We start from the raw sequence: 24,894 nt of genomic DNA on the forward strand, positions 1-24,894 counted from the left end.
GGGCTTGCGCCCGCTTTCTCTGTATTAGTGATGTTCTTCATTTAATAGGTCATCTTTCGCAGCCGTCAAATACTGCACCATCGACCAGTATGTTAAGAAAGTGGCAATGTACAATGCACCAAAGCCTAACCAGATCATCCAGTCGTCATAACGCCAGATTAGTACCCAAAGCGCAAACATTTGACTCACGGTTTTTACCTTACCCACCCAAGAAACCGCAACACTGGCTCGCTTACCAATTTCTGCCATCCACTCACGCAGTGCTGAAATGATGATTTCCCTTGCAATCATGGTCACGGCTGGAATCGTTACCCAGATGGAATGGTAATGTTCGGTAATCAAAATCAAAGCGGTCGCCACTAGTACTTTATCCGCCACTGGATCAATAAACGCACCGAAACGCGACGTTTGACCGAGTTTTCTTGCTAGCATCCCATCAAGCCAATCGGTAAAACCGGCAACCCAAAACACCATTGCCGCAGCAAAAGGAGCCCATGAATAGGGAAGATAAAACGCTACGACAAACACAGGGATGAGAAATAATCTCATCAATGACAATATGTTGGGGATGTTCAAACGCATATTATTATTCTCTTACACTTTGCGCGCTAATGGTGCTGGATTTTCACTATTGTTTCAATGCTTGATAGATAATTTCTGCCAAAGAGTGACTGATGCCCGGCACTTTGGCGATTTCTTCAACACTTGCACGCTTGAGCTCTTGTAAGCCCCCTGTGTATTTCAACAGCGCCTGACGTCGTTTAGGCCCTACGCCTTCAATGCCCTCTAACGCACTCGTTTTACGCGTTTTTCCGCGCTTCGCTCTGTGCCCTGCGATGGCATGATTATGGCTCTCATCACGGATGTGCTGGATTAAATGTAGAGCCGGATCATCACTTGGTAGATGAAACTCATCGCCATCAACCGTAATCAAAGTTTCCAAACCTGGTTTACGAGTGACTCCTTTTGCGATGCCGATCATCACGGGCCGCTTCGGCCAATCTCCCCAGTATTGCGCGATGATTTCGTGCGCTCGATTGAGTTGCCCTTTACCACCATCAATAAAAATAATGTCTGGAATTTTCTCGACATCCAGTTGTTTGGCGTAACGACGCTCTAGAGCTTGCCCCATGGCTGCATAATCATCACCACCAGTGATTCCGGTAATGTTGTAGCGACGATACTCTTGCTTAACCGGGCCTTCACTGTTGAACACCACGCATGAGGCAATCGTGCTTTCGCCCATGGTATGAGAAATATCGAAACACTCCATGCGAGCAATCGAGTCCATCGCAAGAACGTCACGTAACGCCTTAAAGCGTTGATTAATCGTCATCTTATGATTGATTTTGGTCGTCATTGCCGTCAGCGCATTGGTATTGGACAATTTGAGGTAACGACCACGTGACCCTGATGGCGAGGTATGAAATTGTACTTTCCGCCCAGCGACATCACTGAGCGCCAACTGAATCGCCTCAACATCCGCAGCCAGTTCCTGATTTAGAATGATGCGCGATGGAATCGTCCGAGCTTCGTTGTGGCTCAAATAGTATTGCGTCAAAAAGCTATCAAACACTTCTTGCGCATTGGTGTTTTGAGGAATCTTGGGAAAATGACTGCGACTTCCCAGTACCTTACCTTGGCGAATCATCAAGATATGGATGCATGCAATGCCATTTTCTTGTGCAAAACCGAGCACATCCATATCTTCTTGGCTATCTTCCGAAACATATTGTTGTTCCTGAACGCGACGAATCGCTTGGATCTGATCACGAAATTTTGCCGCATCCTCAAACTTAAGTTGCTGGCTCGCAATCTCCATTTTTTGCACTAGGAGCTCTAGAACTTGGTTATCTTTACCTTGTAAAAATAGACGTAAGTAACCCACCAGCTCTGCATAGTCGACATCAGAAATGACGCTACTGACACAAGGGCCCGCACAGCGACCAATCTGGTACATCAAACAAGGACGCGTTCGGTTAGCATAAACGGTGTCTTCACACTGTCTCACCGGGAAAATTTTCTGGATCAAGTGCAAGGTTTCACGTACTGCACCTGAGTCCGGATAAGGTCCGAAATACTCGCCTTTTCTCTTCTTAGCACCACGATGCAGAGAGAGCCTAGGATGGCGATGGGCACTAAGGAAAATATAGGGATAAGACTTATCGTCTCGCAGCAGGACATTATACTTCGGCAAATATTGCTTAATGTAATTATGCTCAAGAATCAGCGCTTCCGTTTCGGTGTGCGTCACGGTCACATCAATTTTGGCAATATTACTCACCAGTGCTTTGGTTTTTTCGCTGTCAACTTTTTTGCGGAAATAGCTTGAGAGGCGTTTTTTGAGATCTTTGGCTTTACCGACATAAATAACAACAGCCTCGGCGTTATACATACGATAAACGCCAGGCTGATGAGTGACTGTCTTGAGAAAAGACACCGAATCAAAAATTTGAGTCACACTAGAGAGTCTCGGTATCTAACATTCCGTGGCGAATCGCCAAATGGGTCAACTCTACGTCACCATTAATCGATAGCTTGCTAAACAAACGATAACGATAGCTGTTGACAGTTTTAGGACTGAGATTTAACTGCTCAGAAATATCTGTCACTTTCTGACCTTTCGTGATCATCATCATGATCTGAAGCTCGCGCTCAGACAGATCCTTGAAAGGGTTTTCGGACGCAGGCGAAAACTGGCTTAACGCCATTTGCTGCGCAATTTCTGGTGAAATATAACGTTGCCCACTGTGGACAATACGAATTGCATTCACCATTTCATCTGGGCCAGCGCCTTTGGTCAAATAACCAGAAGCCCCCGCTTGCATCACTTTAGTTGGAAACGGATTTTCCGTATGAACAGTTAAGACGATGATTTTTACATCTGGATTAACACGCAAAATTTTCTTGGTAGCTTCCAAGCCGCCAATACCAGGCATGTTCATATCCATTAAAACGACGTCTGCATGATTGCTACGACACCATTTTACCGCATTCTCACCGCTATCAGCTTCTCCTGCTACGTTCATTCCACGGACGTCTTCAATAATACGTCGTATCCCTGTGCGAACCAGCTCGTGATCATCTACAAGGAAAACATTGATCAAACTTGTATCTCCACACTATTAATTGGCTCTGTTCCACATCAAGTGTGGATATCAGTACAGTTGCCTATATTACCGCATTTACTCTGAAAATGCCTTCTATGAATATGTGCCGAAACGCAAACTTTAGCAAGGACTTATTGGATGCGAGCGCAAATATCAAAGGTCACTCTAACAATTTTGTTTTTAAAAGGAGACACTTACTTCGGAGCAATCGCCAGGAATTTTATCTCCATCATATTTATCACGCTCTAGGCGTACAAACTTTAAGCAAACGTGCAAGAAAAACCACTTAATTTCACGCGTTTGAGTGACAATTTGCTAACATCAGGGCAGTTGTTCTTAATTGGAATTCGGATTTGACCATCACTCACGGTTTTGTCTTAACTCGACATGCACGCGATCGCTTTTCAGGCACTCAAATTGAACTGTGGCTCTCAACAGAAGATGGGCCGCACCAATTGCTTATTGATGGTGAGAAACCGGTTTTTTTCATCGATGATACTCAGCGTGAAGATGCCCAACGCTTAGCAAGTGAACACCATCCCGATGTTAAAGTGGAATTCAAACCTCTTCCATTGAAAGACTTCTCACACACCCCTATGGCAGCGTGTTACTGTCAAACCAATCGAGATGCTTATACCCTCTCATCATTACTTACTCAACACGACATTACGGTGTTGGAGTCAGACATTCGCCTTGCCGATCGCTACTTAATGGAACGCTTTATCCGCGGATCTTTGGCGTTTACCGGTACTTTTAAAACGCAAAATGCCCATGTTCAAGTCACCAATGCCAAGTGTCGGCAAGGGGATTACACGCCAACGCTTAAAGTGGTTTCACTCGATTTAGAGTGCTCAGAAAAAGGGATTCTTTATTCCATCGGTTTAGATAGCCCGATGGATAGCCGAGTGATCATGATTGGTGAGCCCGAAGCGGCCGACACACCCATTCAGTGGGTCCAAGATGAAAAACAATTACTGCTTGCTTTGATTGCTTGGTTTGAGCAATTTGACCCAGATGTTATCGTCGGCTGGAACGTCATTGATTTTGACTTTCGATTACTGCAAAAGCGCGCAGAGTGGCATCAGTTGAAACTGACTCTCGGCCGAGGCAACCAAACTAGCTATTTCCGCTCATCGAGCCAAAGCCAACAGGCATTTATTACCATTCCCGGCCGCGTTGTCCTAGATGGCATTGATACGCTTAAAACCGCAACGTATCACTTCCGCTCTTGGTCACTCGAATCGGTCTCAAGAGAACTATTGGGCGAAGGTAAAGCGATTCACAATGTGCACGATCGCATGGCCGAAATTAATCACATGTTTCGCCACGACAAGCCTTCCCTCGCGAAATACAACTTACAAGATTGCGTCTTGGTGAATCGAATTTTTGCTCACACTCACTTACTTGAGTACGTGATTGAACGATCTAAATTAACGGGCGTCGAACTTGATCGCGTCGGGGGCTCTGTGGCGGCCTTTACCAACCTCTACCTACCGCAACTGCATCGTGCAGGTTACATCGCGCCCAATTTGCAGCCTGAAAATTGGGTTGCAAGCCCCGGTGGTTACGTCATGGACTCACTGCCCGGACTTTACGATTCTGTTTTAGTGCTCGATTTTAAGAGTCTTTATCCATCGATTATTCGATCGTTTCTGATCGACCCACTTGGGTTAGTTGAAGGGCTTAAATTAGAAAGTGGCAAAGCGACTCACCAAGCCGTTCCGGGCTTTCGTGGTGGTCAATTTCATCGCACTAAACACTTCCTGCCCGAGATGATCGAAACATTGTGGCAAGCTCGAGATGTCGCGAAACGCAACAACGACAAGGCCTTTTCTCAAGCAATTAAGATCATCATGAACTCTTTCTATGGGGTGCTTGGCTCATCGGGCTGCCGTTTTTTTGATACTCGGTTGGCCTCAAGCATCACGATGCGCGGACATGAAATCATGAAGCAGACAAAACTGCTGATTGAACAACAGGGCTATCAAGTCATATATGGCGATACGGACTCAACCTTTGTTTCGCTCAATGGTCGTTTCGAGCAGCCAGAAGCCGATGCGATTGGTCGCCAATTGGTCAGCCTGATTAACCAATGGTGGAAGCATCATCTTGAGCAAGAGTTCAATTTAAACTCGATCCTTGAACTTGAGTACGAAACCCACTATCGCAAATTTTTGATGCCAACCATCCGTGGTGCCGAAACAGGCTCGAAGAAACGGTATGCAGGATTGATTCTACAAGGTAGCGAAGAGCGAATCGTGTTTAAAGGCTTAGAAAGTGCGAGAACGGACTGGACGCCATTAGCACAACGTTTCCAGCACCAACTCTATATGATGATCTTTCACGACCAAGATCCAACGGACTATGTGCGTGAGATGGTTGAACAAACTCGCGCGGGTGCATTTGATGATGAGCTGGTCTATCAAAAACGCTTACGCAGAAAACTCAGCGACTATCAGAAAAACGTCCCGCCTCAAGTTCGGGCGGCAAGAATGGCAGACGAAATCAATGAGCGCTTAGGGCGCCCACTTCAATATCAAAATCGAGCACGTATTGAGTATCTCATTACGCTCAACGGGCCAGAACCCAAGGAATACCAATCGAGCGCGATCGACTACCAACATTATGTCGATAAACAGCTCAAACCGGTTGCCGATGCCATTCTACCTTTTATTGGTAAAGACTTCTCTCAACTGTCGGATTCACAATTGGGCCTCTTTTGATCTGTTTTCCAGCACAAAAAACTAGAGTTTCTCTATCTCCACTACCGGCTTAATGTGATTGGCGTTTATGCAATATTGGACGAAGGATTTCAGTTGCAGTGAACGGCTGTAGTACCATCCTTGAATCGAAATGTTATCTTTGTGAGGAATGTGGTTCAATTGCTGTTGTGACTCCACGCCTTCAATCACCACATCCAAGTCAAGTTGCTCTGCAACCGAAAGCAAACTCATAAAGACCTTTTTCCCCTTATCATTATCTAAAGCCAACACAAACGAGCGGTCAATTTTTATCGCATCCACCTCAAATCGATTGAGATAAGACAAGGAGGAGAAACCAGTACCAAAGTCATCAATATAAACCGCCACACCCATTTGATGCAGCAGATTAAACGAATGAGCCAACACTTGTTCATCGACCAGTAACGTTTCTTCCGTAATTTCGATATGAACTTGAGACGCTACTGGAGAGAGAATGTGTTCAAGCTTATCCATGCATTCCAAGTCCGACAGAAAACTTGGCGTTAGATTAATACTAACGGGTACATAAAGCCCCTCACGATTCCAGTGCTGGATGTCTGCCACCACGGTTTTTAAAACCCATAGGTCTACATCCTTCATGAGTTCTGCTTCTTCAAGCCAAGGCAAAAAAGAGCCGGGATAGACCAAAGTGCCATCGGGTTCTATCGCGCGAATCAGCGCCTCACATCCGACGACTCGACCAGTTTGGTGGGATATCTGAGGTTGGTATTCCAGACAGAACTCTTTGCTACCAATATGTTCCAAGCGTTTCTCTACTTCTTGTGCACGACGAGCCCTATCATTGGCCGTTGCAATGGGATCATCTTTCAGGGTGTCAGCCTCTTCTCGTCTTCGCACATAAACCGTATCGAGGAAATCAATTTTGATTTCGCGGTTTCTGTAAAGGCGGTTTAGATTCCTAACGGCGGGATAGTAAATCAGCACACCAATAGCGATATTGAATAATTGCAGCATCACACCAGCCATATCACCGGAAGTGGCAAGCCATGCATTAATAATAATAGGCGCATTGAAAGGCACATTGGCACTTGGGATATCAATAATGCCACTTTGAATAGCGAGTAATGTCGTGATCACATGTACAACGGGTGTGAGGAAGAATGGCAAAAACATGCGTGGGTTGAGAATGATCGGCAAACCGAAGAGCAGAATTTCGTTTACGTTAATAAGACCAATTGGAATCGACGCTAACGCTATCAATTTCAGACTTTTCTGCTGAGCGAAAAGCAACATAGCGACCACCAACGAAAGTGTCGCGCCACTTCCCCCAATAAACACAAAGGTCCCCATCATCGAGAGATTCATTGGATACTGCCCTTCTCCACCAGCGATAAAGGTCGCGTAATTTAATGCGCTTGCGTGCTGAAGAAGATCAACCAATGGCAACAAAGCGTAGTAGCCATGAACGCCTAGAAACCACAAAACCGAGTTTAAGGCAGCAAACACGACACCGAACTCAAACGGTTGATTAGCATAATCCAAGTCAATTATCTGCAAATCACTACCAAAACTCAGTACATTGAAAAGAAAATAGTTAATGATGACAACAATAAAGGCGGTCAGCAGTGCTGGTAAAACCAAATTGAGTGACTCTTTGACCAACTTGCCACCACTATCTGAACTGGTAATCCGAAGCTGGGGTACATGCAGCAAATGAGCAAGAATGGGAACGGCATAGAGAGGAGTAACGATCGCCATCACAATATGAAACATCTTCAATGTTTCATCTTCTGGCATCGTTTCCCCAACAATCAAAAGAAAAATAATGGAGAGTAGCGCCATCGGTGGACGCGCGAGTTTCCACTGCATCGCTAAAACATAGGAAATCGTAGCCGTCATGAGGTAGGGAAAAAAACTGGCGATAGCATTGTGTACTTGATAAAGCGCATTGATCCAGCCGCTGCGCCCACCACCAATAAACTCACCCATACTGGCAAAAAAAAGAGCAAAAGCGGATAACATAAGGCACGGTATCAGCCAGATCATCCCCTCACGTATCGCTTGCAATGAAGGGCCGAGTGTTTTCGCCAATTTTCTGAGGTTTAGACCAACCGCAGCGACCGATAAGCTCGTTTGCTTGTCCATGAGCATGTCCTGTACTAACTCCACATTTATAAAGCTAGCACAGAACCGGCAACCTTCATTAGAATTTACTTAAGAAGATAAACTCGCTCTTATTGAGAGTCCGAATTTTTGTAGAACGCCAAAACCTAGGCGGACAAATTTAAACAGCGCTACCCTATCTTAAACTCTGTTTTTTGATACTGTTTCACCAGCCACTCACCGAAACCATCTAACAGCCCAAGAACAGAGCGCTTAGGAATAACTTTCCCTGACAATAGGATCGCAAGACGTCGCACTTCTACTTCTTTCTCAGGAAAATATCTGACGAAGTGACGACCACATTCTAACGGGTCATCATACCAATTCTGGTCTTTATACATCACCAACGAATAGCTCGCTCTTAGCAGCTTTTTGGCGATGATTTTTTGGGCTTGAACTTGTTGCTCAGCGGATGCCGCGCGAACAATTTTGTTGCGATACACTGCCAACCAATCTTCTACATCCATGTTCCAATGTTTGGCAATCTCCCAACTGGGTATGTATTCGCCGAAACACTCCGCTAAATCGCTACCATAAATGCAAACACAGCAATGCTTTAACATGAACCCCCAAGTAAATAGACTGTCCAGCGAGGCGATATCTCTCACCTCTGCCGTTTTGACCGACACGCCGCTCACTTGAGGAAAACTCTTTTGCACTCGCCATTTTAACGTGTTTAGCACAGTAGCACGCTGATCAGTAAAAGGATGATGTGTCACCAAAACTAAGTCGAGATTCGATTGACCTTCTTTTGCGGTTTTCCTCGCGACACTGCCATAGACATAAAGACTGTGTAGGTTGGTGCCTAGTGCACTTTTAAGACACATTAAGGCATCCCTGACGACAGGATCAAATGTGGGTTGAAAAGGTTGCTTGGGGTCAATAACAGCTAAAGTCATGAATCAATTAATAGAGTTGTATTTGGGGGAACGCCCAATCTTCGCCTAGCTCATACATGGAATCAAGCCCTCACAGAGAATACACAGCGCTCAATGACCACAGAGTCTCTAAAAGAGTACGATCTCGGGCGACAATTAGACAAGTTATTCATTGTGAGTACTCGCAAGTTAGCACAAGTTGGGTATATAATTCGGCGATTTTGAGCAACTCTAAAAACGCTATAGGAACAGATATGCCAAAGGCAAGTGAAATTAAAAAAGGTTTTGCAATCGAATCTAACGGCAAAACTCTTCTGGTTAAAGATATCGAAGTAACAACGCCAGGTGGCCGTGGTGGATCTAAGATCTACAAAATGCGTTGTACCGATCTAGCGACAGGCGCTCGCGTTGAAGAGCGTTACAAGTCTGATGACGTTGTAGAAACGGTCGAAATGAACAAAAAAGCAGTCTCATTTTCTTACGTTGACGGCGACGACTATATCTTTATGGATAACGCGGATTACTCACAATACGTATTTAAGCACGCCGATGTTGAAGATGATCTTCTGTTCATTAACGAAGACACACAAGGCATCCATATTATTTTAGTTGACGGCGAATCTGTGGGCCTAGAGCTTCCTTCATCTGTTGAACTTGTGATTGAAGAAACCGACCCATCAATCAAAGGTGCTTCTGCATCTGCTCGTACTAAACCAGCTCGCCTATCGACAGGTCTTGTTGTTCAAGTTCCTGAGTACATTGCAACGGGTGATCGTGTAATCATCAACACGGCAGAACGTAAGTACATGAGCCGAGCGTAAGTCATGGCGGATTTAATCTCTTACGATGATGCGATAGACGCCGCTTACGACATCTTTTTGGAGATGGCACCCGATAACCTTGAGCCAGCAGATGTCATTTTGTTTACTGCACAGTTTGATGATCGCGGTGCTGCTGAACTGGTTGATACTGGTGACGATTGGGCGAGCCACGTGGGTTTTGATGTTGACCAAGAAACGTATGCAGAAGTTCGCATCGGCCTTGTAAACGAAGAAAATGATGTGTTGGACGATGTTTTTGCTCGTCTACTGATCAGCCGAGATCCTGAACAAAAGTTCTGTCACATTCTCTGGAAACGAGATTAGCACCAACAAAAAAGGCTTGCCAATGGCAAGCCTTTTTAATAGTCATTTTAGCGTTGAGGCTTTGTTCGGCTACCCGATTGAGGACGACTACCCGCTTTACTTGGCTTACCACTACCGCTTGTTGGCGTTGCCGTTTTCGTCGGTTTACGTCTTGCCGCATTGTTACTGCGACCTTTTGGCGTACTCACTCGCTCTTCGTGACGCTTCACCGCACGACGAATTTTTTGGCTTCGTGCACGGTCACGCTTACGTGATGAGTTGTTCAGCTCAATCATGGTCTCTTTTTCCGGACGAAGCTCAACCAACTCACGCAGGTAGTTCACATCTTTCAGCTCAAGCTCCATCCAACCACCACGAGGCAGCTTCTTATCAAGATAGATGTCACCATAACGAACGCGTTTTAGACGGCTTACAGTACAATCTTGAGATTCCCAAAGACGACGAACTTCACGGTTACGACCTTCGTTGATCACCACGTAGAAGGTATGGTTCATGCCTTCGCCGCCCGTGTAAACGATATCTTCAAAGCGTGCTAAGCCATCATCGAGCTCTACGCCATTTACAAGATTACGGACTTTGTGTTCGTTGACTTCACCGAAAACGCGAACAAGGTACTCACGCTCAACCTGACGGCTTGGATGCATTAGGCGGTTTGCCAATTCACCATCAGTGGTAAAAAGCAGCAAGCCAGAGGTGTTCGCATCAAGACGGCCCACAGAGATCCAGCGAGAACCGCGAATTTTTGGCAGACGGTCAAATACAGTACGGCGGCCTTCTGGGTCGTGACGCGTACATAGCTCACCTTCAGGTTTGTAGTATGCCAATACACGGCAAATCACCTCTTCCTGAGCTTTTACGGACACAACATGACCATCGATGCGCACGACAGCCTGCTCATCTTCCAGTCGTTCGCCCAGTTTTGCGACAACACCGTTCACACTCACACGTCCTGATTTGATTAATGCTTCCAATTCACGACGTGAGCCATGACCAGCTCGTGCCAAAACTTTCTGTAATTTTTCGTTCATTTATCTACCTAAATTGTCGTCTTCTCAGACGTCGTTGTCTTACCAAGCTAGACCCGTTTTCAATATCGACCCGATGCTCGGAATCGGGCCGATAATTATAAGTGAAAAAAAAATCCAATGTAAGAGAAAAGACTCGTGTACGAGTGATCTATCTTTCCTCTAAAAATTATTCAAATGGCGTTGGGTCACCTGCGCCAATACGCGCAACAACCGCATCACCTTCACTAAAGTCAATCACCGTCGTTGGTTGCTCGCCCAAGTAACCCCCGTTAAGAATCACATCAACCGCGTGTTCAAGTTTATCGCGGATCTCTTCTGGATCGGCTTCCGTTACCTCTTTGCCTGGCAAAATCAATGATGTAGACATCAGTGGCTCACCCAACGCATCAAGCAGGTCTAGGGCGATACGGTTATCGGGTACACGAATACCTATGGTCTTACGCTTAGCGTTCATCAAACGACGCGGCACTTCTTTGGTCCCTTTAAAAATAAAGGTGTAAGGACCAGGGGTGTTGTTCTTTAACAAACGAAACGCCGTATTATCCACGCGTGCGTATATGGACAACTCTGAAAGGTCACGGCACAACAGTGTGAAGTTGTGTTTTTCGTCTAAGCGACGGATCTGGCAAATTCTGTCTAATGCTTGCTTGTTTTCTAATTGACAGCCCAACGCGTATCCTGAATCGGTTGGATACACCACCACTCCGCCATTTCGAATGATTGCTACGGCTTGATTAATCAAGCGAGCCTGTGGGTTTTCTGGATGAACGTAAAAAAACTGGCTCATGGTAATTCCTCATTATCGAACCTCTCGGCTCTATAGCTCAGGGGCATTCGTAGACACGGTTTGAGTTTTGTCTACCGGTTCTAAACCCCAATCTTTCCACACTGGTTCAACCCCCGCGGGTAACCAGAGGTTTCTTCCCAATTCCATCCACGGAGACGGATAATGAAAATCACTGCCTTGGGAAGCTAATAGTTTGTATTGTATTGCATAATCGGCCAAATTGCGCCTTTCTTGCTGCGATTGTTGTGGCTGCGCGACTTCCATCGCATCGCCACCAGCTTCGACAAACGCTTGTAACAAGCGTTTCAACCATTTCGCCGTCAAGTTGTATCGCGCTGGGTGTGCAAGCACCGCTTGGCCCCCTGCGGCATGAATGGCTTTCACTGCGTCATCGATTGAACACCAGTTTGGCGGGACATAACCCGGGTTGTTGCGAGTTAAGTATTTTTTAAACACCTGCTGCATCGTTTTGGCATAACCATTATCCACCAGCCATTTGGCAAAATGAGCCCGGGTAATCGGCGCGCCATCAGCGATTTGGCGTACCTCTTCGAGCACACCTTCCCGCGTCGCTTTTTGCAAACGTTGAGCAATCAGCTCAGCGCGGCTAACACGATGTTCTTGTTGCTGCTCAATCAGTTGATTCAGTGTCATGTTGTTAGGATCAACATTTAATCCCACGACATGGATGTCTTTATTCTGCCAAACCGTGGATATTTCAATGCCATTAATGATTTTAATTGGCAATTGCTTCTCATCGACATAACGATGTATTTCCGCCAACGCTTCTACCGTATCGTGATCGGTCACCGCGAGCACATCCAAGTTAAACGTAAGGGCTCGCTCGATGAGTTCTCGCGGTGAAAAACGACCATCCGAGGCCGTCGTGTGGCTATGTAAATCTATTCTCATATATTTGCTACTAGGGGGTTGACTTTTTACCCTTGCACTAGTTAACTAGTACACAAATACAAAGTACCTGACTATAGGGCCGACCATGTTACAAGAATTTAACCACAACCAGAAAGCGAAACTTGCTCTGCATAACGAGAATCTCAATGCAGCAGAGCTCGCTTGGTGGCGCACTTGGACAAGTTCTTGGTGGGCTAACGTGTACTTTTAATAAAGAAAATGAATCACACAAAGCCCGCTAACCATGCGGGCTTTTTATTTTGTTGCACATCTCACAATCAACTGATTAAACATTCATCAAAACGAACAAATTCTGCGTTGGGTGAACGTTTGCTTTGTGCGAGTATGTACAGCAGGAAGACAAAGAATTGAATAATAAGGAGGTCTTGTGAACAAGGCCATTAACATCACCACACTAGGACAGCTAGAGCTTCTGTCAACGACGGTTCCTTACCATTCGGATCCTACGCGCCTTTTTCACACTTTGTGTGAAAACAAACGCGATAGCTTATTGCTCGAATCGGCTGAAATCTATTCAAAACAAGATCTTAAAAGCTTACTGATTGTCGATTCTGCGGTACGTATGGTTTGCCATGGCCATGTCGTGACCATGACGGCACTCAGTAACAACGGCAAGAATCTGTTAACGCATTTGACAAAGAATGTCGCGAAAGAGGTTGAACATCAGTTTGATGGACAACAACTTACCCTCACCTTCACAAGCCCAGATGACCGACTCGATGAAGACTCTCGCTTACGTGAAGCCTCTAGTTTCGACGCGTTGAGACTGGTTCAACACAGTTTTGATTTGGCGGAAAAAGACAAGCACGCGATTTTTATCGGCGGTCTGTTTGCCTATGACTTGGTGGCCAACTTTGAACCACTGGGTGAAGCCCACGCGATAAATCAATGTCCTGACTATGTCTTCTATGTGGCAGAAACGCTGATGGTGGTCGATCACCAGACCGAGAGTTGCCATTTACAAGCAACGCTTTTTGCAGACGACTCACAAAAAGAAGTGCTAAATCAACGCATTGAACAAATACGCACCCTGTGTGCCTCCCCGAAAGCGCTACCAAAAGCCATTCATCTCGATGAGGTTGACGTCGATACCAATATCAGCGATGACGCCTTTTGCCAAGTGGTACGCGACCTAAAGCAATACGTCGTCAAAGGCGACATTTTCCAAGTCGTACCATCACGCCGCTTTACCCTACCCTGCCCGTCACCGTTGGCGGCTTATAAAGAGCTCAAAGTCAGCAACCCAAGTCCTTACATGTTTTACATGCAAGATGAACTCTTTACGTTGTTTGGCGCATCACCGGAAAGCGCGTTGAAATATGAAACGCACACCAATCAAGTGGAAATCTACCCCATTGCTGGTACTCGACGCCGTGGCAAGCGAGCCAATGGTGAGATCGATTTCGACCTCGATAGCCGAATTGAACTTGAACTTCGCACTGACAAGAAAGAAAACGCCGAACACATGATGTTGGTGGATCTCGCTCGAAATGATGTCGCACGCATTTCTCGCGCAGGGACACGCCACGTCGCCGATTTACTTAAAGTGGACCGCTACAGCCATGTGATGCACTTGGTCTCACGCGTTGTTGGACAATTACGTGACGATCTTGACGCACTACACGCCTACCAAGCGTGTATGAATATGGGCACATTAACGGGCGCTCCGAAAATTCGTGCCATGCAATTGATTCGTGATGTTGAAGGGGCTCGCCGTGGCAGTTACGGTGGGGCTGTCGGTTACCTCACTGGCGAAGGGACACTGGATACCTGTATCGTGATTCGTTCGGCTTACGTTGAAAACGGCATCGCACAAGTGCAAGCCGGTGCAGGAGTGGTCTTTGATTCCGATCCACAAGCCGAAGCCGATGAGACGCGCGGCAAAGCTCAGGCAGTCATCTCTGCCATTCAGAAAGCCCACAAGGAGTCGTAAAGATGGCGGACATTGTATTTATCGATAACTTCGATTCGTTTACTTACAACTTGGTTGATCAGTTCCGCTCTTTGGGCCACCAAGTCACGATTTACCGCAATAGTATTGCCACAGACACCATTGTAGACGCGATTGAGCAACTCGAGCGCCCAGTGGTGCTGCTCTCTCCAGGGCCAGGCGCGCCATCAGAGGCGGGCTGTATGCCAGAGTTAATTGCTCGCGTCAAAGGCAAAGTCCCAGTGATTGGCATTTGTCTCGGCCATCAGGCGATTGTGGAAGCCTACGGTGGCACCGTGGCAGGCGCAGGCGAGATCATCCATGGCAAAGTCTCGATGATGGAGCACCAAAGCCATGCGATTTATCAAGGGTTGCCATCCCCACTGGCTATTGCGCGCTACCACTCGTTGGTGGCAACACACGTACCGCAAACACTGACCGTAACCGCCGAAGTGAATGGCCTTGTTATGTCAGTGGTTAACGAAGAAGACAAGGTGTGCGGTTTTCAATTTCACCCAGAGTCCATCATGACGACACAAGGTGCGACGTTGTTAGCCAACGCGATTAATTGGGCATTAGCATAAGGATTGGGAGAAAAGATTATGGAAGCCATCATCAACAAACTGTATCAGCAAGCATCTCTGACAGAGCAAGAGAGCCAACAACTTTTCGACACCATTATTCGCGGCGAGTTAGACCCCATTCTTATGGCTTCAGCCCTAACCGCACTGAAAATCAAAGGGGAAACACCCGATGAAATTGCCGGTGCAGCCAAAGCATTGCTTGCCAATGCTCAGCCTTTCCCGCGTCCTGATTACGATTTTGCCGACATCGTGGGCACGGGTGGCGATGGCCACAACACCATCAATATCTCGACAACCGCTGCCTTTGTGGCCGCAGCCTGTGGGTTGAAAATCGCTAAGCATGGCAATCGCAGCGTTTCAAGTAAATCTGGCTCTTCCGATCTACTTGATTCATTTGGCATCAACCTCGCAATGAGTGCAGAAGATACTCGCTCAGCCGTCGATGATATTGGCGTTGCCTTTTTGTTTGCACCTCAATACCATAGCGGCGTGAAGCATGCGATGCCTGTGCGCCAAACCATGAAAACGCGCACCATCTTCAACATCTTAGGCCCTTTGATTAACCCTGCGCGCCCTAACATCGAACTGATGGGTGTATACAGCCAAGAACTGGTTCGCCCTATCGCAGAAACCATGTTGAAAATGGGCATGAAACGTGCCGCGGTCGTGCATGGCAGCGGCTTGGATGAAGTCGCTATTCATGGCGACACCTTGGTCGCAGAAATCAAAGATGGCGTGATTCACGAATACACACTCACCCCAGCCGACTTTGGCGTTAATACGCACCCATTGGAAGCGATTAAGGGGGGCGATCCTGAGGAAAATAAAGCCATCATCACCCACTTACTCACCGGAAAAGGGACGGAAGCTCAATTGAGTGCCGTTGCCGTCAACGTCGCCCTGCTCATGCGTCTTTTTGGTCATGAGGATCTTAAAGCCAATACGCAACAAGCGATCGACGTAATGAACTCTGGTAAAGCGTATCAACTGGTCGAAAAATTGGCTCAACACGCCTGAGGTTTATGATGACAAACAGCAACGAAAAACTGTCAGAACACGTTTCTCTACAGGAAGCACAAATGGCGGAAGTCCTAGCCAAGATAGTTCGCGATAAATACCAGTGGGTGGCCGAGCGTAAACACGCGCAACCATTGGCCAGTTTTCAAGCCACATTGACACCATCGGATCGCAGCTTTTACCAAGCCTTGCAGGGCCAACGCACGGTATTCATTACCGAATGTAAGAAAGCCTCCCCATCGAAGGGATTGATCCGTGAAGATTTCGACTTGGATTACATCGCGTCGGTGTACAACCACCACGCAGATGCGATTTCGGTACTCACCGATGAGAAATACTTCCAAGGCAGCTTCGACTTTCTGCCCCGAGTGCGTCAGCAAGTGCGCCAGCCTGTGTTGTGTAAAGATTTTATGGTTGATAGCTATCAAGTTTATCTCGCTCGTCACTATCAAGCCGACGCCATTTTATTGATGTTGTCAGTCCTCAATGACGAGCAATATCAAGCACTGGCGGATGTTGCCCACCAGTTGCAAATGGGTGTGCTGACAGAAATCAGTAATGATGAAGAGCTGGAGCGTGCGGTGAAGCTGGGGGCGAAAGTGATTGGCATTAACAACCGCAACTTACGTGACCTCACCACCGATTTGAATCGCACCAAAGTACTCGCGCCAACTTTGCGTCGCTTAGCACCAGAAGCGATTGTGATCTCGGAATCGGGCATTTACACCCACCAGCAAGTGCGCGATCTCGCCCAATACGCTGATGGCTTTTTGATCGGTAGCTCACTGATGGCAGAAAAAAACCTCGAGCTCGCGGTACGCAAAGTGACACTGGGTGAAAACAAAGTCTGTGGTCTTACTCATCCGGAGGAAGCCGCCAAAGCCTATCAAGCTGGCGCGGTCTTTGGTGGCTTGATTTTTGTAGAGCAATCCAAACGTGCTGTAAATATAGAGCAGGCAAGACTGACGATGAGTGGCGCTCCGCTCAATTATGTTGGCGTGTTCCAAAATCACCCCGTTGCCTTGGTGGCCGAAACCGCAAACCAGCTGCAACTGCATGCGGTGCAATTACATGGTAACGAAGACGCCGATTACATCGCACAACTGCGCCAGCAACTCAAAGAATCGGTTGAGATTTGGAAAGCCTATGGCGTGACCAAGCAAGCACCGACCTTACTCACTCAAGATGTTGATCGCCATCTTTTCGATGCACAAGTGGGGCAACAAAGCGGTGGAACAGGAAGCACGTTTGATTGGACTCTATTGGATGATCCAAGCCATATCATGTTGGCAGGCGGTCTCAATCCAGACAACGCGCAAAAGGCAGCAAGCCTTGGATGTTTAGGGCTGGATTTAAACTCTGGTGTTGAAGAAAGCCCTGGGAAAAAAGATCTAACGAAGCTGCAGCAAGCGTTTGCAGCCATCCGAAATTATTGATATTGATGATCTGAACCTGAGGTTCAGTGAAGAACAAATTCTGGCACATAGCCAAACACAATTAAGGAAGCAAACATGACTAAGTTAAATGCCTACTTTGGCGAATACGGCGGTCAGTACGTACCTCAGATTCTGGTACCCGCATTAGAACAGCTCGAGCAAGCGTTCATTGACGCCCAAGAAGACCCTGACTTCCGCAGTGAGTTTATGGGGTTACTCCAAGAATACGCAGGCCGCCCAACCGCACTGACGCTGACGCGCAATCTGACCAAAGGCACCAAAACCAAACTGTACCTAAAACGTGAAGATTTGCTGCACGGTGGCGCGCACAAAACCAACCAAGTACTTGGCCAAGCATTGTTGGCTCAGCGCATGGGCAAAAACGAGATCATTGCTGAAACGGGTGCAGGCCAACATGGTGTTGCCACTGCACTTGCTTGTGCACTACTGGGATTGAAATGCCGTGTGTACATGGGAGCAAAAGACGTTGAACGCCAAAGTCCAAACGTGTTTCGTATGAAGTTGATGGGCGCGACGGTGATTCCGGTGCACTCAGGTTCTGCCACACTAAAAGACGCGTGTAACGAAGCATTGCGTGATTGGTCGGGTAGCTATGAAACCGCCCACTACTTATTGGGTACTGCAGCGGGTCCCCACCCTTTCCCAACCATCGTACGTGAGTTCCAACGTATGATTGGTGAAGAAACGAAGAATCAGATCCTCGCACGTGAAGGTCGCCTACCTGATGCAGTGATTGCTTGTGTTGGTGGCGGCTCAAACGCCATCGGTATGTTCGCCGATTTTATCGAAGAAGAAACGGTTCGCCTAATTGGTGTTGAGCCTGCGGGCAAAGGCATTGATACCGACCAACATGGTGCCCCCTTAAAACATGGCAAAACTGGCATTTTCTTTGGTATGAAAGCGCCACTCATGCAAGATGAAAACGGCCAAGTCGAAGAATCGTACTCCGTTTCCGCAGGTCTCGATTTCCCATCAGTGGGTCCTCAACACGCTCACCTTAATGCCATTGGTCGCGCTGAATACGACAGCATCACCGATGATGAAGCACTTGATGCTTTCCAAGAGTTGGCAAGAAGTGAGGGTATTATACCTGCGTTAGAATCGTCTCACGCTTTGGCACATGCGCTGAAAATGGCCCGCAACAACCCAGAGAAAGAGCAGTTGTTGGTCGTTAACCTATCTGGTCGAGGTGACAAAGACATCTTTACCGTTCATGCCATTTTGGAAGAAAAAGGAGCAATCTAATGGACCGTTATCAAGCGACATTTGAGCGCCTCGCCGCGCAAAAACAAGGTGCCTTTGTTCCTTTTGTTACCGTGTGTGACCCTAACCCTGAACTCTCACTCAAGATCATGGATACCTTAGTTCAAGCGGGTGCCGATGCTCTTGAACTTGGCATTCCATTTTCTGATCCATTGGCCGACGGCCCAACGATCCAAGGCGCAAATATTCGCGCGCTGGATTCAGGCGCAACACCTGATATCTGTTTTGATTTGATCGGACAAATCCGAGCTAAATACCCAGATCTGCCGATTGGCCTGTTGATGTACGCCAACTTGGTCTATTCACGTGGTATCGAGAATTTCTACCAACGTTGCGCTCAAGCAGGCATTGATTCTGTGTTGATCGCCGATATCCCAACGAACGAGAGTGCAGAGTTTGTCGCGGCAGCCGAAAAGTTTGGTGTACATCCAATCTTTATCGCACCACCAACGGCCAGTGATGAAACACTAAAACAGGTTTCACAACTGGGTGGCGGTTATACCTATCTTCTCTCTCGAGCGGGGGTCACAGGAGCTGAAACAAAAGCCAACATGCCTGTGGGTGATATGCTTGCGAAACTAGAACAATTTAATGCGCCACCTGCACTGTTGGGCTTTGGTATCTCAGAGCCAGAGCAAGTTAAACAGGCTATCGATGCGGGTGCGGCAGGTGCCATTTCAGGCTCTGCAGTGGTCAAAATCATCGAAAGTCACCTCAATGAACCTGACGCGATGTTAACGGCACTGGCAAACTTTGTTTCCAACATGAAGTCTGCAACACAAAAGTAACGTGGTAGACATCTAAACATCTATGAGATCGATTTCTTATTCGCCACTAGAAATCGATCTTTTTTTTAACATTCCAACTCACTTCCATCTCGGCTTATAAACGACCAATCACTCAATAAAATGCCAACGTTATATAAGACCAAGCTATAGCAAACGTTTGCCTTCTGCTTAAAAAATTGTCAATCGTCAATAAAACGCCTGATATTCACACCCTCGCTTCTTATTCCATATTGCTAAATGTGAAATAAACGTGTAAAAATCTGATCGAATATTTATCCAAAGAACACTTTTTGTTCAGTGGGTAATTCTGGATTTTTAATATTTATTAGCACAGAGGTTATGGAAGTGTTAAAAGAAAAGAGTTTGTTACGCAACATTGGTGTGCAGGTTGTCATCGCCATGATCGTGGGTACTGCCGTTGGTGCCTTGATGGGTGATAGCGCCTCTATGTTTGCTCCACTGGGGGCCATCTTCATCAACTTGATCAAGATGCTGGTTATCCCTCTTGTTGCTGTTGCCCTAATTTCTGGCGCAGCGGGCCTAGGCAATAGTCAATCTGCTGGCAAGGTAGGTTTCGTGACACTAGGTTACTTCGGTCTAACATCTGCACTTGCCGTTGCACTTGCCCTGTTCATGGGTGAAGTCTTCAAGCCGGGCATGGGTATCGATGTTTCCGGTGTCGAAGGCATGTTCTCTGCTGAGTACGCTTCTAAAGGTGAACTTCCTACTTTTTGGGCTACCATCACAGGTATGATCCCAACCAACGTTTTCCAGTCACTTAATGAAGCCAACATCCTACAGATCCTCGTCTTCTGTCTATTTTTAGGTATCGCTATCTCTAAACAAGAGAAAGAGAAGCGTGAGCCAATCATGAATGGCGTAAACTGCATTGTTGATTCCATGGTTTGGATGATCAACAAAGTGATGGTCATCGCGCCTCTCGGTGTATTTGGCCTGATGGCAGAAGCCGTAGGTACGTTTGGTTTTGGCGCCCTGATGGTGGTGTTTAAACTGTTTGTGGTTTACGTTGCGGCGATTCTTATTTTTGGTTTCGTAGCTTACCCACTGATGATTCAGCTGTTTACTAAAACCTCTGCGAAGAAATTCATCAGTGCGATGAAAAAGCCACAAGCTGTTGCTCTGTCAACCGCTTCTTCAATGGCAACCCTGCCAGTCACCATGGATACCGTTGAGAAAGATCTGGGTGTTCGCAACTCCACCGCATCTTTCGTTTTGCCTCTGGGCGCAACGATCAACATGTCTGGTAACGCCATTTACTACGGCCTCGTCGCGATCTTCTTTGCTCAGCTATTCAACATCGATTTGAGCATGGGTGCCTACATTGCCATCATTGTGACCGCAACGCTCGGCGCAGTAGGTCAAGCAGGTGTTCCTGGTCCTTCTTTCCTCGTTGTTGCCGTCTTGCTCGCAGCGGGCATTCCAATCGAAGGTCTACCACTGTTGTTCGCTCTTGACCGTATCTTCGATATGATTCGTACCGCGCTCAACATCACTGGTGATGCAGCGTGTGCCGTCATTGTCGATGCACTGCTTGATGAAGAAAATGAAAAACAAGCTGAGATGAATAAGCAAGAAGCGTAATCGCAGTTTTTGCAAATTGATTCTCAAAACGGGGTGACCAATGCGTTGCCCCTTTTTTATGCCTGCAGAAAGCGCCAAAGGCGGCAAACTGAAAGTGGCACTCATATTGCTTCTTGCTCATAACCATCAGAAGCGTCAAATTCATCACGCAGTTTGTGCTTCGACGCAGAATGAGGACAGCATTATGACGTTACATCGACGCACCTATTATGGCCTTATCCATCATGGCATGAAGGCACTACTGTTAGACCGCATTGGCCATTTTACCGAAGATGAGTATCACCACTACCTTGGCATAACCACCGGCAAAACGACGTGCTTTTCAATGACCGACGACGAACTTGAGGTGACCGTTGAGAATCTCCGCACCGAAGGCTATTTGGAAGACATGAAACGTGTCATCGCCCAATTTCAGGGCGCGGTTTAAAAACGGAGAATCTTGGGAAGCCTTTGGGCTTCCTAACCCTCAAAGAGCCAACATTTACTTTCAAGACTTCACATTAAGCCAGTTTTGTTTAGACTGTGGGCAATGCAATCGACAGGAACATTTTTGCCACATGAAGCAAATACTTGATTTTATTCCTCTAATTATCTTTTTTGCCCTCTACAAGATGTACGATATCTATGTTGCAACAGGCGCTTTGATTGCAGCAACAGCCATTCAGATCGTTGTCACCTACGCCTTGTACAAGAAAATTGAGAAGATGCAGTTAATCACCTTCTTAATGGTGGCCATTTTTGGTGGCATGACCATTTTCCTGCATGACGACAACTTTATTAAGTGGAAAGTGACCATCGTCTACGCCGTGTTTGCCATTGGTTTGACGGTCAGCCATGTTATGGGCAAATCCGCCATCAAAGGTATGTTGGGCAAAGAGATCACCTTGCCTGAGTCAGTATGGGCAAACATTAACTGGGCATGGGTTGGCTTTTTCACCTTTTGTGCAGGGCTGAATATCTATGTGGCCTACCAGCTTCCTTTAGATGTTTGGGTGAATTTTAAAGTCTTTGGTTTATTAGCGGCGACGTTGGTTTTTACCGTCCTCACTGGCGGCTATATTTATAAACATCTCCCTAAAGAACAAAATGGCCAGTCATCGGACGTGCCAACGGATGAATAAACTGCATTTTTTGCTATAATCCTGTTCTTATTTTTCGCAGCGACCCTTTGGTCGCTGTTTTGTTTGTTGTGGATGTCAAAATGAGTCAGGAATTTCACTCTCCAAAGGGTCAGTTACTGTTAAGAACCCTCGCCATGCCAGCCGATACCAATGCCAATGGGGATGTATTTGGTGGTTGGATCATGTCTCAGCTCGATCTCGCCGGTGGTATTTTGGCGAAAGAGATCTCGCACGGACGAATCGTCACTGTATCCGTGTCCGGAATTACCTTTAAAAAACCAGTCAGCGTGGGCGATGTCGTGTGTGTTTACGGTGAATGCACCAAAATTGGTCGCACTTCAATGTCGATTAATCTCGAGGTTTGGGTGAAGCCCGTACGCGACCACGGGATCGAAGATCGCTTTATGGTTTGCGATGCCACGTTTAACTATGTCGCCATTGATGCAGACGGCAAACCACGGCCTATCGTTACGGCATAAATTCCGTAGAGTTTCACAGTTTCTCGAATTTAGCTGTTCTAACTCCCTGTAATTGAGATAGATTAGGCCAAGTTAGTATCACCATTAGAAAGGAAAAGAGAATGTGGTATGTCATTTTTTCTCAGGACGTTGAGAATTCGTTGGAAAAACGCCTTAGTGTGCGCCCACAACACCTAGAGAGATTGCAAGCATTGCAAGATGAAGGACGTCTATTAACTGCAGGCCCGATGCCAGCCATCGACTCTGACAACCCTGGTGAAGCAGGTTTCACAGGTTCAACCGTCATTGCGGAGTTTCCTTCTTTGCAAGAAGCTCAAGCCTGGGCGGATGCCGATCCTTATATCGCAGCGGGTGTTTATGCCAATGTGATCGTTAAACCTTTCAAGAAAGTGTTCTAATGTTTAAAAAAATACTCTCTGCATCATTAGTGTTGTTGGCAGTAGCGGGCTGTTCTTCAAATGGTGAGAAAGAGCGTCAATTAGAGCTCATGGCGTCTAACCGCGCTGGCGTGCTCTCGGCGGGATTACCGATTGAATACGGACCACTAAAAGTCATGCGTATTTCATCATCGAAAAACATTGTTGAGATCATGATGATCTACAACACCGACGCGACTGGCGCAAAACCGACACAAGAGCTGCTTTCCACCAGCGTAAGTCAATACTGCGAAGACGCAACCGTGCGAAACCAACTCGATATGGGGCTGATGTACCGCATCAAAATTCGCAACTCTCGTGGACAACTGATCATCGATGAGATGGTGACGTCGGCGAGTTGTCAGCCACAATAGCGCTTTGCTTCGAAAGCGGTGCTCAATAACAGCAAAAACGGAGGTCATGACCTCCGTTTTATTTAAGTTCACTTCACGACATCTGATCGCAAATTCCCTAACGTCCAATGCCCTCACGACCGTGGTCACTGTCCAAATCCAAATTGGGGCCTAATGGCACAACTTGCGTTGGATTAATCCCAATGTGACTAAAATAGTAATGGCGTTTAATGTGGTAGAAATCTGTCGTTTCAGCAATCCCTTCGATCTGATACAGCTCTTTCATGTAGCCATTAAGATGGGGGTAATCCGCAATACGCTTTTGATTACACTTAAAATGGCCAACGTACACCGCATCAAAGCGGATCAGTGTGGTGAACAGGCGCCAATCGGCTTCAGTCATTTGACTGCCCGCTAAGTAACGATGCGTCGCAAGATGATGCTCGACACGATCGAGTGCAGAAAAAAGAGCGTAATACGCTTCTTCATAAGCCTCTTGCGTCGTGGCAAACCCACAACGATAAACGCCGTTGTTGATATTGGGGTAAATGAAGGCGTTCCACTCTTCGATCACCTCGCGTAACGAATCTGGATAGTAATCATCTTGATTCCCCGTCAGTTGATTAAACGCCGAGTTAAACATGCGAATAATTTCCGATGATTCGTTGCTCACGATTGTATTGGTTTTCTTATCCCAAAGAACAGGAACCGTCACTCGCCCAGTATAATCAGGTTTTGCTTGGGTATAGATTTGATGTAATTTGGTATGACCAAACAAGGGCTCTGGCAACCCCATCTTCCATCCATCACTGAGCATGTCAGGGCAAACCACGGTGACATCAATATGCTCTTCCAGCCCTTTTAATTTGCGGAAAATCAGCGTTCGGTGTGCCCAAGGGCAAGCTAACGAAACATAAAGGTGATAGCGACCCGATTCCGGCTGAAAGAGTGCTTGTGGTTTATTTTCAATCCAGTCTCGAAATCCTGCATCTTCACGCACGAACTTTCCTTTGGTCTGCTTTGTGTCGTACCAAACGTCGTGCCATACCCCTTCAATTAATTTGCCCATGAACCCTCCTCACTTTTTTCTCAGTATAGGAAAAGGGCGTGATTTATTAAGGGCTAATATTTGCAAGTG

General features: G+C 46.7%; 25 protein-coding genes and 1 other annotated feature. Of the genes, 16 read left to right on the forward strand and 9 right to left on the reverse strand.

Annotation, left to right across the window (positions count from 1 at the left end; genetic code table 11):
• Nucleotides 1-24: 24 nt before the first annotated feature.
• From pgsA to uvrY, 3 genes are read right to left on the reverse strand one after another with little or no spacing between them, the layout of a single operon-like run.
• Nucleotides 25-582: a CDP-diacylglycerol--glycerol-3-phosphate 3-phosphatidyltransferase gene (gene pgsA / locus LZU85_RS09695; RefSeq protein ID WP_176297554.1), complete on the reverse strand. Its 558-nt coding sequence runs from the start codon at nucleotides 580-582 to the stop codon at nucleotides 25-27.
• Nucleotides 583-628: 46 nt separating this feature from the next.
• Nucleotides 629-2,461: an excinuclease ABC subunit UvrC gene (gene uvrC / locus LZU85_RS09700; RefSeq protein WP_225485959.1), complete on the reverse strand. Its 1,833-nt coding sequence runs from the start codon at nucleotides 2,459-2,461 to the stop codon at nucleotides 629-631.
• 1 nt (nucleotide 2,462) lies between these two features.
• Entirely contained in the window at nucleotides 2,463-3,107 is a 645-nt protein-coding gene (gene uvrY, locus LZU85_RS09705) for a UvrY/SirA/GacA family response regulator transcription factor (RefSeq protein ID WP_011080857.1), read from the reverse strand.
• Between the two features lie 356 nt (nucleotides 3,108-3,463).
• Here uvrY and LZU85_RS09710 point away from each other — a divergent pair, with 356 nt between their 5' ends.
• On the forward strand, nucleotides 3,464-5,833 hold the full coding sequence (locus tag LZU85_RS09710; protein ID WP_237286965.1) for a DNA polymerase II: 2,370 nt from the start codon (nucleotides 3,464-3,466) through the stop codon (nucleotides 5,831-5,833).
• A 21-nt stretch (nucleotides 5,834-5,854) separates the two neighbouring features.
• Here the strand turns inward: LZU85_RS09710 and LZU85_RS09715 are convergent, their stop codons facing one another.
• Both LZU85_RS09715 and LZU85_RS09720 read right to left on the reverse strand, forming a co-directional pair.
• Nucleotides 5,855-7,957, reverse strand: coding sequence for a PTS sugar transporter subunit IIC/EAL domain-containing protein (locus tag LZU85_RS09715; protein WP_237286966.1), 2,103 nt, complete (start codon nucleotides 7,955-7,957; stop codon nucleotides 5,855-5,857).
• A gap of 149 nt (nucleotides 7,958-8,106) precedes the next feature.
• Nucleotides 8,107-8,874, reverse strand: coding sequence for a nucleotidyltransferase family protein (locus LZU85_RS09720; RefSeq protein ID WP_176297550.1), 768 nt, complete (start codon nucleotides 8,872-8,874; stop codon nucleotides 8,107-8,109).
• Between the two features lie 233 nt (nucleotides 8,875-9,107).
• On the opposite strand from LZU85_RS09720, the gene efpL reads away from it, so the two are divergent.
• Together efpL and LZU85_RS09730 are read left to right on the forward strand one after the other, a co-directional pair.
• The gene (efpL, locus tag LZU85_RS09725) at nucleotides 9,108-9,674 is read left to right on the forward strand and encodes an elongation factor P-like protein EfpL (protein ID WP_176297549.1); all 567 of its coding nucleotides are present in this window, start codon (nucleotides 9,108-9,110) and stop codon (nucleotides 9,672-9,674) included.
• 3 nt (nucleotides 9,675-9,677) lie between these two features.
• Complete coding sequence (locus tag LZU85_RS09730; RefSeq protein ID WP_176297548.1) at nucleotides 9,678-9,998, forward strand: HI1450 family dsDNA-mimic protein; 321 nt, start codon at nucleotides 9,678-9,680, stop codon at nucleotides 9,996-9,998.
• A gap of 47 nt (nucleotides 9,999-10,045) precedes the next feature.
• On the opposite strand, the gene rluB is transcribed toward LZU85_RS09730, so the two are convergent.
• The 3 genes from rluB to rnm all read right to left on the reverse strand — a co-directional run bounded on the left by rluB (nucleotide 10,046) and on the right by rnm (nucleotide 12,725).
• Entirely contained in the window at nucleotides 10,046-11,026 is a 981-nt protein-coding gene (rluB, locus tag LZU85_RS09735) for a 23S rRNA pseudouridine(2605) synthase RluB (protein ID WP_176297547.1), read from the reverse strand.
• A gap of 166 nt (nucleotides 11,027-11,192) precedes the next feature.
• Nucleotides 11,193-11,813, reverse strand: a complete 621-nt coding sequence (locus LZU85_RS09740; RefSeq protein ID WP_176297546.1) for an L-threonylcarbamoyladenylate synthase — start codon at nucleotides 11,811-11,813, stop codon at nucleotides 11,193-11,195.
• 30 nt (nucleotides 11,814-11,843) lie between these two features.
• Complete coding sequence (gene rnm, locus LZU85_RS09745; RefSeq protein ID WP_237286967.1) at nucleotides 11,844-12,725, reverse strand: RNase RNM; 882 nt, start codon at nucleotides 12,723-12,725, stop codon at nucleotides 11,844-11,846.
• An 85-nt stretch (nucleotides 12,726-12,810) separates the two neighbouring features.
• On the opposite strand from rnm, the gene trpL2 reads away from it, so the two are divergent.
• The 13 genes from trpL2 (at nucleotide 12,811) to LZU85_RS09810 (ending at nucleotide 23,777) form a co-directional block, all read left to right on the forward strand.
• Nucleotides 12,811-12,936, forward strand: coding sequence for a tryptophan operon leader peptide (gene trpL2, locus LZU85_RS09750; protein ID WP_237286968.1), 126 nt, complete (start codon nucleotides 12,811-12,813; stop codon nucleotides 12,934-12,936).
• Nucleotides 12,883-12,985 (forward strand) — a sequence feature (Trp leader region). It overlaps the preceding gene by 54 nt.
• A 128-nt stretch (nucleotides 12,986-13,113) precedes the next feature.
• Nucleotides 13,114-14,679 (forward strand): anthranilate synthase component 1, encoded by a 1,566-nt coding sequence (locus LZU85_RS09755; RefSeq protein ID WP_237286969.1) that lies wholly within the window; start codon nucleotides 13,114-13,116, stop codon nucleotides 14,677-14,679.
• A 2-nt stretch (nucleotides 14,680-14,681) separates the two neighbouring features.
• Entirely contained in the window at nucleotides 14,682-15,260 is a 579-nt protein-coding gene (locus LZU85_RS09760) for an aminodeoxychorismate/anthranilate synthase component II (protein ID WP_038940268.1), read from the forward strand.
• Nucleotides 15,261-15,278: 18 nt separating this feature from the next.
• The gene (gene trpD / locus LZU85_RS09765; RefSeq protein ID WP_176297542.1) at nucleotides 15,279-16,277 is read left to right on the forward strand and encodes an anthranilate phosphoribosyltransferase; all 999 of its coding nucleotides are present in this window, start codon (nucleotides 15,279-15,281) and stop codon (nucleotides 16,275-16,277) included.
• A gap of 5 nt (nucleotides 16,278-16,282) precedes the next feature.
• Nucleotides 16,283-17,713 (forward strand): bifunctional indole-3-glycerol-phosphate synthase TrpC/phosphoribosylanthranilate isomerase TrpF, encoded by a 1,431-nt coding sequence (gene trpCF, locus LZU85_RS09770; RefSeq protein ID WP_419795966.1) that lies wholly within the window; start codon nucleotides 16,283-16,285, stop codon nucleotides 17,711-17,713.
• A gap of 75 nt (nucleotides 17,714-17,788) precedes the next feature.
• Nucleotides 17,789-18,979 (forward strand): tryptophan synthase subunit beta, encoded by a 1,191-nt coding sequence (trpB, locus tag LZU85_RS09775; RefSeq protein WP_237286971.1) that lies wholly within the window; start codon nucleotides 17,789-17,791, stop codon nucleotides 18,977-18,979.
• The gene (trpA, locus tag LZU85_RS09780; protein WP_237286972.1) at nucleotides 18,979-19,785 is read left to right on the forward strand and encodes a tryptophan synthase subunit alpha; all 807 of its coding nucleotides are present in this window, start codon (nucleotides 18,979-18,981) and stop codon (nucleotides 19,783-19,785) included. Before trpB ends, trpA begins: the two co-directional genes overlap by 1 nt.
• Nucleotides 19,786-20,124: 339 nt before the next feature.
• Nucleotides 20,125-21,387 carry a dicarboxylate/amino acid:cation symporter gene (locus LZU85_RS09785; protein WP_013572100.1) on the forward strand — a complete coding sequence of 421 codons (1,263 nt, stop codon included), beginning with the start codon at nucleotides 20,125-20,127 and terminating at the stop codon, nucleotides 21,385-21,387.
• A gap of 184 nt (nucleotides 21,388-21,571) precedes the next feature.
• A complete protein-coding gene (locus LZU85_RS09790; RefSeq protein WP_026130799.1) occupies nucleotides 21,572-21,814 on the forward strand; it encodes a hypothetical protein in 243 nt (80 codons plus the stop codon).
• Between the two features lie 130 nt (nucleotides 21,815-21,944).
• Nucleotides 21,945-22,508 (forward strand): septation protein A, encoded by a 564-nt coding sequence (locus LZU85_RS09795; protein ID WP_237286973.1) that lies wholly within the window; start codon nucleotides 21,945-21,947, stop codon nucleotides 22,506-22,508.
• Between the two features lie 80 nt (nucleotides 22,509-22,588).
• A complete protein-coding gene (gene yciA, locus LZU85_RS09800) occupies nucleotides 22,589-22,987 on the forward strand; it encodes an acyl-CoA thioester hydrolase YciA (RefSeq protein WP_011080876.1) in 399 nt (132 codons plus the stop codon).
• Nucleotides 22,988-23,088: 101 nt separating this feature from the next.
• Nucleotides 23,089-23,385 (forward strand): YciI family protein, encoded by a 297-nt coding sequence (locus LZU85_RS09805; RefSeq protein ID WP_011080877.1) that lies wholly within the window; start codon nucleotides 23,089-23,091, stop codon nucleotides 23,383-23,385.
• Nucleotides 23,385-23,777 carry a GspS/AspS pilotin family protein gene (locus LZU85_RS09810; protein ID WP_237286974.1) on the forward strand — a complete coding sequence of 131 codons (393 nt, stop codon included), beginning with the start codon at nucleotides 23,385-23,387 and terminating at the stop codon, nucleotides 23,775-23,777. The genes LZU85_RS09805 and LZU85_RS09810 overlap by 1 nt, the downstream gene beginning before the upstream one ends.
• A gap of 97 nt (nucleotides 23,778-23,874) precedes the next feature.
• Here LZU85_RS09810 and LZU85_RS09815 read toward each other — a convergent pair whose 3' ends face one another.
• Nucleotides 23,875-24,825 (reverse strand): glutathione S-transferase family protein, encoded by a 951-nt coding sequence (locus tag LZU85_RS09815; RefSeq protein WP_237286975.1) that lies wholly within the window; start codon nucleotides 24,823-24,825, stop codon nucleotides 23,875-23,877.
• Nucleotides 24,826-24,894 lie beyond the last annotated feature (69 nt).

Source organism: Vibrio floridensis, from assembly GCF_021852965.1.
In the GTDB taxonomy this organism is placed as follows: Bacteria; Pseudomonadota; Gammaproteobacteria; order Enterobacterales; family Vibrionaceae; genus Vibrio; species Vibrio floridensis.